The organism is Selenomonas oralis, assembly GCF_051603425.1.
Classification (GTDB): domain Bacteria; phylum Bacillota; class Negativicutes; order Selenomonadales; family Selenomonadaceae; genus Selenomonas; species Selenomonas sputigena_A.
The window spans coordinates 755,032-767,334 of sequence record NZ_CP194411.1; the positions used below are offsets into that span (position 1 = coordinate 755,032).

Here is a 12,303-nt window from a genome sequence, read left to right on the forward strand (position 1 = left end):
CGTGCTGTTTCATCCGTGTTGTTCCTCCTAAAGCCGTACTGCACAGCTGGACCTTTCAAAGCCGCATCGCTGTCTGCAGGCAAACTTTCTGTTTATAAATTATTGCGTATGCTACATATTATCATACTTCCGTCTTTTTTCCTAGCCTAATTGCCTTACTTTTTGATATATAAATAAAAAATAGGATTTTTCTCCTGCACGAGAATAAGGGTTATCCATGGACAATAAAAAGAAGCTGTCACAGATATGGCTGCAGCAGCTTCCTTTTTGCCCGGCGCTTTCCGGTGAGATTCTTTCCTTGCCCCCGAGAGCGGCTTCCTGTATCATAATATATGACAGATACAGCGCAGATTCCGCAGAAAAGAGGCGTTTCTATGAAAACATTCCGGCAGATTTCTCTCCTCCTTCTTCTTTTTCTCCTCGCCGTCAGCAGCACCGCCTTTGCAGCCGACTGGCAGCGGATTGGGGCAAATGACAAATGCGCCCACTTCTTCGACAGGGACAGCATACGCTATGAACGATTTTATCTGCCGTTTTTCGGCAACTCCCGTCCGGACACTTCCCGCATCACCTATTGGGAAAAAATCACGATCGCTCTGGAAGAAGCCGAGGCCATGGCGGAAGAGCTGGACGATCCGCGTTACCTCCGCTTGGATTACGTCCTTCTCCTGGAGACCGCTTCCCTGCACGACAGAACCATCACCATCCGCGAGGAGATCCGCTACGACCGCGCAGGAAACATCCTCCTGCGTGACTTGTCCGAACGCGTTTCCAACATCATCCCCGGCTCCTGGGGCGAAACCGTCTTCAACACCGTCGTCGACTACGCCCGCCTGCATCACGAGGAGCTCCTGCAAAATACGTAAGCGAAGCCGCTCACCCCTCCCACGGACGAAAAACGGCCCGGCGCTCAAAAAGTGCGCCGGGCCGTTCCTTCACTCATCCAGCAGGGAAAGATACGCCCCATAGCCCGCAGCCTGCATTTCCTCCTTGGGAACAAAGCGCAAAGAAGCGCTGTTGATGCAATAGCGCAAGCCGCCCGTTTCCCGCGGGCCGTCGTTGAATACATGGCCGAGATGTGCGCCGCTCTTCGCCGCCGTAACCTCGGTGCGCACCATGCCGTGCGAAGTGTCGCGGTGCTCGGCGATGAGCGCCGCATCGATCGGACGCGAAAAAGCCGGCCAGCCGCAGCCCGAATCGTACTTATGCGTCGAGACGAAAAGCGGCTCGCCCGTCGTCACATCGCAATAGATGCCGGCGCGGAATTCGTGATCGTACTCGTTCCGGAAAGGCGGTTCCGTCGCCTTTTCCTGCGTCACCTTGTACTGCAGATCCGTGAGGCGCTTCCTAAGCTCCGCATCCGACGGCCTCGCATATGCGGGCTTCTCCGGCTTCTCCTGCGCCGCCTTCTTCGCCGCCTCGCCCTTTTCGCGCATCGAAGCCAGCAAGGAGGGCGGGATATGGCAGTAGCCGTTCGGATGCTTTTCGAGATACTTCTGGTGTTCCTCCTCCGCACGCCAGAAGTTCAGAAGCGGCCCCGTTTCAATGGCGACGGGCTTTCCCAGCCGCTCCTCCAAGCGCCGCAGGGAAGCGCGGATGACAGCGGCATCGGAGCTGTTTCCGTCTTCGTCCGCCGCATAGTAAATGCCCGAGCGGTACTGCTCGCCGACATCGTTGCCCTGGCGGTTCTTCGCCGTCGGGTCGATGGACTCATAGAAAAGTTCCAGAAGATTTTCGAGCGGCAGGATCTTTGGGTCGTAGACGACATGCACGGCTTCCGCATGGCCGCTGCCGGAGCAGACCTCACGGTACGACGGATTCTCCGTGCGCCCGTTCGCATAGCCGCTTTCCGTCGATATGATGCCGGGCGCAAGGCTCAAGTAATGCTCTGTGCCCCAGAAGCAGCCGCCCGCAAGCCAGATCTCCGCCTGCCCGTTTTCCGCATGGTTTGCCTGCACAATGCCCCGGGGCATATCCGACGAAGCCGCCGGCGCACCGCAGCCGCCGAGGCAGAGCGCCAATCCCAAAGCGCAGGTAATTCTTATCAGCGATTGATTCATAGCAAAAACTCCCTTCCGCCGCTGTCGCGGCAGCATAAACCGGACGGAAAACAAAGGTGCGACACACCCTTGCCTAGCTGAATCCCCTAAAGGAAAGACCCCGCAAACACGGGAAGCCTATGGCATAAGTCTCTTCTTGCACGAACACGAAAAGAAAGTTATAATGAAAAGAGATCGGTAGAAGAAGCTTGTTCTCAAAGCAAGCTCCCATTTTAAAACGAGGCTGTTTTATGAAAATCATTGGACGCTTGCGAAGGCTCTCGCCTTTTCGTATCATTATTTTAAGTTTTCTCGGCTTGATTCTCTGCGGCACCGGGCTTTTGATGCTGCCTTGGGCCACAACAAACGGCGAAGGCGCCTCCTTTTCCGATGCGCTCTTCACTGCCGTTTCTGCCAGCTGCGTGACGGGCCTTACCACTGTCGACACCGCTGCATACTGGACGATTTTCGGTCAGCTCGTCATCCTGGCCATGATTCAGGTCGGCGGCTTCGGCGTCATTACTGTCGCCGTCTCTCTCGCCGCGCTTTCGGGCCAGCGCATCGGTCTCATGCAGCGCAGCCTTTCTAAAGAGGCTGTCTCCGCGCCGCAGCTTGGCGGCATCGTACCGCTCCTCTACTTCATTTTGCGCTTGACTTTCTTGATCGAATTTCTCGGCGCTCTTCTTCTCGCCCCCTCTTTTTGCCAAAAAGTCGGCCTTTTACGCGGCATTTACTTCGCGGTCTTTCATTCCATCTCATCCTTTTGCAATGCAGGCTTCGATCTCTTCGGCAATTCCCTGATGGATTTCGTCGGCGATCCTATCGTAAACGTCACGGTCATGCTCCTCATCATCGCCGGCGGACTTGGCTTCACCACCTGGGCGGACATCCGTCTGAACCGCGGAAATTTCCATGCGTACACCCTGCAAAGCAAGATCGCCCTGACAATGACGGCAGCTCTCATCCTGATTCCGGGGCTTTTCTTCTTTTTCTTCGAGCTCGATCCCGGCACTTCTCTCAGCGAACACTTCCTGATCTCCTTCTTTCAATCCGTTACGACCCGCACCGCAGGCTACAACACGATCGACATCAAGGACTTCAGCGAAACGGGACGAGCCGCCCTCATCACCTTGATGCTCATCGGCGGCTCGCCCGGCTCCACCGCAGGCGGCATCAAGACAACAACAGCTTTCACCTTGCTTGCCATCATGATCGCCACCTTCCGCCTCAAGAAGGATCCGACTTGCTTCTCGCGGCGTCTTTCCTCCGAAACACAGCGGCACGCCGTCACCATCCTCATGATGTATCTCCTGCTTTTCGCTTCCGGCAGCGTACTGCTCAACCTCATTGACGGCATACGCCTGATCGACAGCGCTTTTGAAACGGCTTCTGCGCTGGGAACCGTCGGTCTTTCCATCGGCGTCACCAACGATCTGGGGCCGCTTTCCAAATACGTCATGATGCTTTTGATGTTCTTCGGGCGCATCGGAGGTCTCACTGTCATCTTTGCTGCCCATGCACACAGCAGACAAGAATCCGGACGCAGCCCGGAAGAACGAATCACCATCGGATAGGAGGAACATCATGAAATCCATCCTGCTCATCGGACTTGGCCGCTTCGGCCGCTACATTGCAGAAAAGCTGCACGACATGCAGCACGACGTCCTCGCCGTCGACCACGACGAAGACCGCGTGAACAGCATTCTGCCGTTCGTGACGAACGCACTCATCGCCGACAGCACCAATGCCGACTTTCTGCGCTCTCTCGACATCCCCAACTTCGATGTCTGCATCGTCGCCATCGGCGATGACTTCCAAAGCTCCCTCGAAACAACCTCGCTCCTCAAAGAATTTGGCGCACGCTATGTCGTAGCGCGCGCCTCGCGCGACATTCACGAAAAATTCCTGCTGCGGAACGGCGCGGACGAAACCGTCTACCCGGAGCGCCAATTCGCGCTTTGGACGGCCATCCGCTGCGGTTCCAATCATATCCTCGACTACTTCCCGCTCAGCGACGAATACGCCATCTACGAAGTACCCGTACCCAAAGCATGGGAAGGGAAAAGCATCATCGAGCTTGATATCCGCCGCCGGCATCACCTGAACATCCTCGGCATAAAAGCAGGCGACCGCATCGACCTCAATATCTCTGCCCAGACGATCTTCGCGCCGGATGCCGCCGTTCTCGTCGCCGGCAGACAGGAAGATGTCGCTCATGTCTTTCAAAGAAATGGCTGACCGCTCCTATAAAATATGGCGGGAAGACGATTTCATCCCCCGCCCCGGGCTCTGTCAAAAATGAAAGCAGGGGCATCCCCTGTATGGTACACCACGCAGTCGCCGTCCGCGCTCAAGATCACATGTTTCACACAGATCCCCCGTCCATATCAAGAAGACGCCGCTTCCATTCTCCCCGCCTTTCGCGCAATGAATCTTGCGCCGTTCACCCATCTCGTCTTAGGGAACATATCCGTCCTGACGTCCGAAAAGCCGGCGCCTTCCAAATAGGCGACGATCTCTTCCGGCGCATGGATGATCATGCGCTCGAATTTGCTGCTCCACGTCGTATCCGTCGGGTCGATCGCTTCCAGGCCTATGACGAAGCGCCCGTCCGGCTTCAGCACGCGATGCACTTCGGAAAATGCGCGCGCCAGATCCTCCCACCAGTAAAGGGAGTCCGTCGTCACCGCCAGATCAAAGCGCCCCTCCTCATAGGGAAGCGCCGTCGCCTCGCCCTGCGCTATGGTGCAGCGAGAGCCGTAGCAGCGGTTCTTCCTGCGGCTCTCCTTCACGCTCGTTTCCGAGACATCGAGGCCGTCGGCAGCCAGGCGCGGATATTCGCGCAGCAGACGATGAAGCATGCCGCCGCCTCCGCAGCCGATGTCCAGGATACGGCCTTCCTCGGGCAGGGCAAGTCCCTGCAGGGTTCCTTCCCAGAGCTTTCGATGCCCGATATTCATCCCCTTGAGAATGAATGATCCGAGCCAACCCTTGGGAAATGCCATTTGCTCCATAAACGAGTTCGCCATCGTTCCACTTCCTCTCCGAACACAGTCCGCCCGGCGGCTGCTGTGAGCTGCCGTCATTTCGGGCTTGCATATATACGCTTCTTTTGTTAAAATGAATACGTTGCACGCGGTCGTAGCTCAGCTGGATAGAGCATCTGCCTCCTAAGCAGGGGGTCGCGCGTTCGAATCGCGCCGATCGCACCACGAAAACAAAAGCCTGCCCCCGGAAGAGGGCAGGCTTTTCCTATGCTCTATAGAGAAGCTTCGCCCTCAAACGGGCTCCGAGCGGCTCACGCATCGCCGGCCATTTTCCTCGCGGCATCGAGCAGCTTGCGGCAGCGCGTGCCGTGTTCGGGATAATAGGCGACGGCCAGTTTGCTCGTAATGCCGAATTTGCCGTATCCGGCGCTGCCCGTGCGGAAGATGTCCTTGAGGCCCTTGACGTTCATCTCCAAAAAGTCCTTGTTCGTCACATCGCGCACGAAGACGGCAAAAGCTCCGCTGCCGAGATGCGCGAGCACATCGCCCGAGCGGAACTTGCTGCCGATGGCCTTGCAAAGTCCCACGAGCATCGTTTCCATCCCGCGCTTTCCCATGCGCTTCTCCAGCGCCTCATAGCGCTCGATACGCATGAAAACCAACGCATTCACATCCTGTTTTCCCTCGCCTGCAAGATAGGCGTCCACTTCTTTGGCGAGGCCGAGCTCGTTGGCCACGCCGGTGACGGAGTCGAGGTCGGAGCGGAAACGCGACACGGTCTTGTTGGCCTTGACGCGCAGGATATCCGTGTTCCAGAGGGCGCCCTTCACCTTGGCGAGATGCCCCTGCTCGTCGGTCTCGCGTTCGATAACGAATTTATACCACGAGTACTTGCCCACCGGGCGCTTGCCCATGTCGAGCAGGAAGCGGTCCCTCTCGGTGTTCTGTCCCGAGAAGAACGCGATCAGCGGCTCCATGAAATCCGGGTGCACCATTTTCTTGAGCTCGGTATTCAATGTCTTGCGGAAATTCTCAATCCTGCGCAGCTCCATATCGTCGCGCGCCATATTGAACAACATCGTGTCCGTCTGCAAATCGTAGTTGAAAACGATGGCGCCGAGCCGCTGCAAAAGCAGCCTGACGCATTGATTCTGATAGTCCTCCCCGGGAATATCCGACTGATACTGCCACATTGCCTATACCCCCTCATGACAAACCTTACCAACCCAAACGACACGCGGAGCATATCCTCGGCTTCATATGTTGTACAGAAAAACTTCCTGAAAACATAGCATTTGATATAAACCACTTCATCAATTATTTCGTCATTTCCCTGTTTTTTATTAAATCGATTTCGTCATATTTCGCTTACTTTCGTTCTGTTTTCATCTTTTTTTCACACAAAAAAGGCAGCTGAAAAAGCTGCCCTTTCTTTCTTGTTCAATCCGCCTGCTCATTTTCCTTTGCCAATGCCATATCGAGCGTATGCCACGAGAGGACGGCGCATTTGACGCGCGCGGGCATCCGCGAGATGTTCCGGAGCGCCGCGGCCTCGTCGAGCTCGTCGAGCTCTTCTTCCGTCAGCTCCCTGCCCTTGATCATCGAGATGAACAGCTCCGCGAGACGGCGCGCCTCGTCGACAGGCTTTCCTTTTACGAGGTCGATCATCATCGAGGTCGAGGCCTGCGATATGGCACAGCCGACGCCCGTGAAGGCGGCGTCCTTGATCCTGCCGTCTTCGACCTGGAGCTCCAGCGTGATCTCGTCGCCGCAGGACGGGTTGTGGCCGCGCTCCTTGATCGTCGCTTCCTGCAGCGGATGCTTATGCTCCATCGAGCGGCTGTGCTCGGCAATCAGCTCTGTATAAATATCGGATAAGCTCATAGACGCATCACCTTTCTGACTTCTTTCAATGCCTCAAGCCAGCGGTCGACATCATCCTTCGTGTTGTAAAGATAGAAACTCGCACGACAGGTAGCGTTCTGCCCGAGATATTTCATCAGGGGCTGAGCGCAGTGATGCCCGGCGCGCACGGCGACGCCGAAGGAGTCGAGAATCGTCGCGACATCATGCGGATGCACATCCTTGACGTTGAAGGTGATGATTCCCGTCTTGAGCGCCGGGTCGGCATCGCAGCCGTAAAGTTCGACGTCGGGGACATCGCGCAGCTTGGCCAGGGCATAGGAGACGAGCTCCTGCTCGATGCGGCGCACGGTATCAAAGCCCGTTTTTTCGAGATACTCGATCGCCGCGCGAAGCCCTGCCGCACCGCCGACGTTCTGCGTGCCGGCCTCAAATTTCTGCGGCAGCTCCGCGAACGTCGTCTCCTGTTCCGAAACGTACTCGATCATATCGCCGCCGCGCAGAAACGGCGGCATGGCTTCGAGGAGTTCCTGCTTCCCGTAGAGCACGCCGATGCCCATGGGCGAAAGCAGCTTGTGCCCGGAAAACGCGAAGAAGTCGCAGTCCATTTCCTGTACATCTACGGCCATATGCGCCGCACTCTGCGAACCATCAACGAGGATGACCGCGCCGTTCTCATGCGCGACGGCGGCGATTTCCTTCACGGGATTGATCAGCCCCAGGACATTGGAGACTTCCGTCACGGCGACGATCTTCGTCTTCGCCGTGATCTTCCGCTTCGCTTCCTCGACGGAGAGCGTGCCGTCCTTTTCGAGATACATGTATTTCAGGACAGCGCCCTTCGCCTGCGCCACCATCTGCCACGGCACGAGGTTCGAGTGATGCTCGGCGATCGAGATGACGATCTCGTCCCCCGCATGGACGTTCGCAAGGCCGTAGCTGTAGGCGACAAGGTTCAGCGCCTCCGTCGCGTTCTTCGTGAAGATGATTTCCTGCGGCAGTCGCGCATGGATGAAACTGCGCGTCGCGGCACGCGTATACTCGTAGATGTCCGTCGCCTTGATGGAAAGCGCGTAGGCGCCTCGATGAGGATTCGCGTTGCAGCCGCCGTAGTAGCCGCAAATGGCCTGAATGACCGCGTTCGGCTTCTGCGTCGTCGCGCCGTTGTCGAGGTAGACGAGCGGCTGGTTGTTCATCTTATGCGTGAGCAAGGGAAAATCCTTGCGGATGTCTTCCTCAGTCGGCATCTTCGATCCTCCCTTCGATGGCGGCTGCAATCTCCTCCCGCAGAGCTTCGTCGGGAATGCGTGCGAGCACAGGGAAAAGGTCGGCCTCCACGACGAGGCGGCGCGCTTCAGCGAGATCGAGGCCGCGGCTCATGAGGTAAAAGAGCTTCGCCTCGTCCATCTTGCCGATGCTCACGGCATGATGCCCGTCGACATCGCCCTCGCCTGAGAGCATCAGCGGCACGGAGCGGTTGCGCACGCCGGGCGAAAGCAGGATGACCGCTTCATTCTCGCGCCCGACAGATCCCGTCGAGCCTGCCGCAAAGTCAAGCGTGCCGCGGAAAATCTTTTCCGCCTTGTCCATCAGCGCGCCCTTGACCTGCATGTCCGCATTCGTGTGCGCGCCCTTCTGGCGCACGATATAGTTGAGGTCGAGCCTGCGCTCCCGGTCCACGAAATAGAACGCCGCAATATCGGCCTGAGCCTCGTCTGCCTCGAGGCTTACCGAAAGCTTCGAGACGGCGCTTTTCGCGCCCGCATCAAAAGCCGTATAGCGAAAATGGCCGCCCGCCTCGACATGAACCGTGACCTCGTCCGCATGGGGCGCCGTCTCCGTCACGAGCTGCACGCGCACGAGATCGAGAGCGCCGCCGGCTTCGACGTGCGCCTTGACTTCCGCCTGCCCCGCCTCACGGTAGACGACGACAGCCTGCTTTTTCTCGCCCGCTCCGACGCGGATCTCCTGCGTCCGGCCGATTGTCCCATCAAGCCCTTCGGGCAGCGCGGCGCCGTTCACACCGAGCCAGCGCCAGGTACGCATGGGGATGGAGCTGAAAAGTTCTTGATTCTGCATGATGTTCCTCTCCCCTCTCCTTAACCCATCGTGCCTTCAAGCTCGATCGTTACGAGATTGTTCATCTCGACTGCATACTCCAATGGCAGTTCCTTGGCGATCGGCTCGACAAAGCCGCGCACGATCATCGCACGCGCCTCTTCCTCGTCAATGCCGCGGCTCGTCAGGTAAAAAATCGCCTCGTCACTGATGCGGCCGATCTTCGCCTCATGCCCGACATCGACCTCGTCCGCCTCGATGTCCATCGTCGGCAGGGTATCGGAGCGCGAAATGCTGTCGAGCATCAAGGACTCGCAGTTGACCGAGCATTTCGCAAACGGCGCATTCTTGGTGACCTTGACGGCGCTGCGGTAAATCGCCTTGCCGCCGGCCTTCGAGATCGAACGCGTATTGATCGAGGCGGACGTGTGCGGCGCCGTGTGAACGACCGTTGCGCCCGTATCGAGCGTCTGCCCCTTCGAGGCGAAGGTGACGCCCGTGAACTCGCAGCGCGCCCGCTCCCCGTGCAGGATGCTGCACGGATAGAGCATGGAAACATGCGAGCCGAAGGAGCCCGAGACCCATTCGATCAGCCCGTCCTTTTCGACAAGCGCCCGCTTCGTATTGAGGTTCATCATGTTGCGCGACCAGTTCTCGATGGTCGAGTAGCGGAGCCGCGCCCCCTCCTTGACGAAAAGCTCCACGCAGCCCGCATGGAGGTTCGTCACATTGTACTTCGGCGCCGAGCAGCCCTCGATGAAGTGCAGGCTTGCACCCTTTTCCACGATGATCAGCGTGTGCTCGAACTGACCTGCCCCCGGCGCATTGAGCCGGAAATACGATTGCAGGGGGATCTCCACTTGGACGCCCTCCGGCACATAGACAAAAGAGCCGCCCGACCAGACCGCACCGTGCAGCGCCGCAAACTTATGATCCTTCGGCGGCACGAGCTTCATGAAGTACCGCTTCACGATATCCTCATGCTCCACAAGCGCCGTTTCCATATCGGTGTAGACGACGCCCTGCTCCACGAGGCTCTGCTGTATGCTGTGGTAGACGACCTCCGAATCGTACTGCGCACCGACGCCCGCCAGCGAGGTCTTCTCCGCCTCCGGAATGCCGAGACGGTCAAACGTATCCTTGATATCCTCGGGCACTTCCTGCCAGTTGCCCGTCATCTTTGCGTCGGGGCGCACATACGTCACAATCTCATCCATGTTGAGCTCGGAAAGATCGGGGCCCCAGGACGGCAGGGACATCTTGTTGTAAATGTCGAGCGACTTCAGCCGGAAATCAAGCATCCAGCCGGGATCGTGCTTCTGCTCCGCAATATCGCGGATGATGTCCTCCGTCAGCCCCTGCTGCGCCTTGTAGACGGGCACATCGTAGTTCTTGATGTCGTAAAGGGTGCGCTCGATGTCCTCGACAAAAGTCTTTTTCTTTGCCATCTCGCCCACCTCACTTTGCCACGGCGTCATCGAGGATATGCGTGAAGCCGCGGCGGTTCACCTCATCGATGAGCTCGGGGCCTCCTTCCTCGGCAATGCGGCCGCCGATGATGACATGCACGCGGTCGACCTTGAGCCGCTTGAGGATCTTGGAGTTGTGCGTGATGATCAGGCAGCTGTTGTCCGCCGTATGGTACTTCTCAATGCCGGACGACACGATCTGCACGGCGTCGACGTCAAGCCCCGAATCCGTCTCATCGAGAAGCGCGAGCTTCGGCGCGAGCATCAGGAGCTGCAGGATCTCGTTGCGCTTCTTCTCGCCGCCGGAAAAGCCCACGTTCATATAACGCTCGGCATAGGCCGGATCGATCTTGAGCTCTTCCATCATCTTTTTGAGCTCCTTCTTGAAGGCCATGATCTTGACCTTCTCGCCCGTCATCGCCTGCTTCGCCGTCCGGAGCATGTTCTCGACCGTGATGCCGGGAATCTCCTCCGGCGTCTGGAAAGAGAGGAACAGGCCCGCACGTGCGCGCTCAAACGTCTTCTTCTCCAGAAGGCTCTGCCCCTCAAAGAAAATTTCCCCGGCCGTCACCTCATACTTCGGATGCCCCATGATGACGTTCATCAAGGTGGACTTGCCCGATCCGTTCGGCCCCAGTATGACATGCACCTCGCCCTTGTTGATCGTCAGATCGAGACCTTTCAATATTTCTTTGCCCTCCACACCTGCTGAGAGGTTCTTGATTTCCAACAATGCCTCCGACATGATACTGCTCCTTTCTTCGCGCGGAACCTTTCTGCAGTTCACCGCGCACCTGCGCCTCTGCACAGCATAAAATCTATGTCCGCCGCACCCAAAAGCCGGCGATCCTTCATTTCAAAAAACGAGAGAAACTTCCTGCACCCCAGCGTTTTTTCGGAAATCTTCCACTCTTTCTTCCCCTTGCAATGGGAAAAAACCGCCGTACCGGGTTTCATGGTATTTCACTCGGGATTCTCTGCTTTCATTGTATTTGCTTTTATTATAAATGTCAATCCTAAAAATGAATGAGATTCATATTTTATGATTATCAATCTCAAAGGCGACAGAAAGAAGAACAAGGAGCCGCTTCACGCTCTTCGCGTGCCACAACCCCTTGCGCGAGTATCCTGTTGTCAAAAGGAAGACGCGGCCGCCTGCCGCACATCATTGCCGATAATCCTTTGCGATCTTGATGCCCGCCTGTTTCACCGCCCGATGCAGAGCAGGCATCAAGGACAGAAACTCACGGACAGCGCGCACATGCGCCTCGCCCCGAATGCGTCCCTGATAATGAGACGCTTTGAGAACCCCTGCCGCCGAAGTCGGCTCCATCTCCACAACGACCTTTCCGTTCTCGATCTCGAAATTGGCATAGACCGTCAGGAGATGATTCGTCCCCTGCCATATACCAAGCCGGTCGTCTTCCTGCCCCCGCACATCGTTGAAGAAGCACGCCTCGAAAATCGCGGGGGAAAGGCGCCCCGTAAGATCATTGTCCTGGAAATAATAGAGCCTTCCCGAGAGCGGTGCGCCGAACAGGAGGATTTCATTCTGATTGAAGTAAAAAAGCCAGCGGCGGGAGTCGGCCCGGTTCACAGCAAGAGCGAGCCCTGCCCGGCAGTCCCCGTCGTAAACGGCCGCCAGCACATCGCACATCATGCCGTGCGCCAGAAGCTCTGCCGCCGCCTCTTCCTTCTTCATGGCAGGCGCAGACTTCGCCGCCGCACGGCCGATCGTCTGCGGCAGAGCAAAAAGCAGCGCACTGAGACAAAAAGCGGCGACGAGCACCGCAAAAAATCGTTTGAGGCTTTTCATGCCGCATCTCCTTCCGCCTTCACATCCCGCATGTCCCGACAGAAGTGCAAACCGCGGATCCTTGCCGTCCC

General features: G+C 57.4%; 12 protein-coding genes and 1 tRNA gene. 4 read left to right on the forward strand and 9 right to left on the reverse strand.

Features of this window, described 5'->3' with window-relative positions:
* Window positions 1–374 precede the first annotated feature (374 nt).
* Window positions 375–866 carry a hypothetical protein gene (locus tag ACRTGH_RS03510; protein ID WP_368846845.1) on the forward strand — a complete coding sequence of 164 codons (492 nt, stop codon included), beginning with the start codon at window positions 375–377 and terminating at the stop codon, window positions 864–866.
* A gap of 69 nt (window positions 867–935) precedes the next feature.
* On the opposite strand, the gene msrB is transcribed toward ACRTGH_RS03510, so the two are convergent.
* Complete coding sequence (msrB, locus tag ACRTGH_RS03515; protein WP_368846844.1) at window positions 936–2,060, reverse strand: peptide-methionine (R)-S-oxide reductase MsrB; 1,125 nt, start codon at window positions 2,058–2,060, stop codon at window positions 936–938.
* Between the two features lie 230 nt (window positions 2,061–2,290).
* On the opposite strand from msrB, the gene ACRTGH_RS03520 reads away from it, so the two are divergent.
* Complete coding sequence (locus ACRTGH_RS03520) at window positions 2,291–3,613, forward strand: TrkH family potassium uptake protein (RefSeq protein ID WP_368846843.1); 1,323 nt, start codon at window positions 2,291–2,293, stop codon at window positions 3,611–3,613.
* Window positions 3,614–3,623: 10 nt separating this feature from the next.
* Window positions 3,624–4,277: a potassium channel family protein gene (locus ACRTGH_RS03525; RefSeq protein ID WP_368846842.1), complete on the forward strand. Its 654-nt coding sequence runs from the start codon at window positions 3,624–3,626 to the stop codon at window positions 4,275–4,277.
* A 149-nt stretch (window positions 4,278–4,426) separates the two neighbouring features.
* Here ACRTGH_RS03525 and ACRTGH_RS03530 read toward each other — a convergent pair whose 3' ends face one another.
* Window positions 4,427–5,068, reverse strand: coding sequence for a class I SAM-dependent methyltransferase (locus tag ACRTGH_RS03530; RefSeq protein WP_368846841.1), 642 nt, complete (start codon window positions 5,066–5,068; stop codon window positions 4,427–4,429).
* 106 nt (window positions 5,069–5,174) lie between these two features.
* Between ACRTGH_RS03530 and ACRTGH_RS03535 the strand changes: the two genes are divergently transcribed.
* A tRNA-Arg gene (locus ACRTGH_RS03535) sits at window positions 5,175–5,251 on the forward strand.
* A gap of 86 nt (window positions 5,252–5,337) precedes the next feature.
* Here ACRTGH_RS03535 and ACRTGH_RS03540 read toward each other — a convergent pair.
* The 7 genes from ACRTGH_RS03540 to ACRTGH_RS03570 form a co-directional block, all read right to left on the reverse strand.
* Complete coding sequence (locus ACRTGH_RS03540; protein ID WP_368846840.1) at window positions 5,338–6,219, reverse strand: diguanylate cyclase domain-containing protein; 882 nt, start codon at window positions 6,217–6,219, stop codon at window positions 5,338–5,340.
* A gap of 247 nt (window positions 6,220–6,466) precedes the next feature.
* Window positions 6,467–6,910 carry a Fe-S cluster assembly sulfur transfer protein SufU gene (gene sufU, locus ACRTGH_RS03545; protein ID WP_368846839.1) on the reverse strand — a complete coding sequence of 148 codons (444 nt, stop codon included), beginning with the start codon at window positions 6,908–6,910 and terminating at the stop codon, window positions 6,467–6,469.
* Window positions 6,907–8,136, reverse strand: a complete 1,230-nt coding sequence (locus tag ACRTGH_RS03550; protein ID WP_368846838.1) for a cysteine desulfurase — start codon at window positions 8,134–8,136, stop codon at window positions 6,907–6,909. Before ACRTGH_RS03550 ends, sufU begins: the two co-directional genes overlap by 4 nt.
* Complete coding sequence (locus ACRTGH_RS03555) at window positions 8,126–8,968, reverse strand: SufB/SufD family protein (protein ID WP_368846837.1); 843 nt, start codon at window positions 8,966–8,968, stop codon at window positions 8,126–8,128. The genes ACRTGH_RS03550 and ACRTGH_RS03555 overlap by 11 nt, the downstream gene beginning before the upstream one ends.
* 20 nt (window positions 8,969–8,988) lie before the next feature.
* Window positions 8,989–10,395 (reverse strand): Fe-S cluster assembly protein SufB, encoded by a 1,407-nt coding sequence (gene sufB, locus ACRTGH_RS03560; protein WP_368846836.1) that lies wholly within the window; start codon window positions 10,393–10,395, stop codon window positions 8,989–8,991.
* A 10-nt stretch (window positions 10,396–10,405) separates the two neighbouring features.
* Window positions 10,406–11,161 carry a Fe-S cluster assembly ATPase SufC gene (gene sufC, locus ACRTGH_RS03565; protein ID WP_368846835.1) on the reverse strand — a complete coding sequence of 252 codons (756 nt, stop codon included), beginning with the start codon at window positions 11,159–11,161 and terminating at the stop codon, window positions 10,406–10,408.
* Window positions 11,162–11,581: 420 nt separating this feature from the next.
* Complete coding sequence (locus ACRTGH_RS03570) at window positions 11,582–12,232, reverse strand: hypothetical protein (RefSeq protein WP_368846834.1); 651 nt, start codon at window positions 12,230–12,232, stop codon at window positions 11,582–11,584.
* Between the last annotated feature and the right edge of the window lie 71 nt (window positions 12,233–12,303).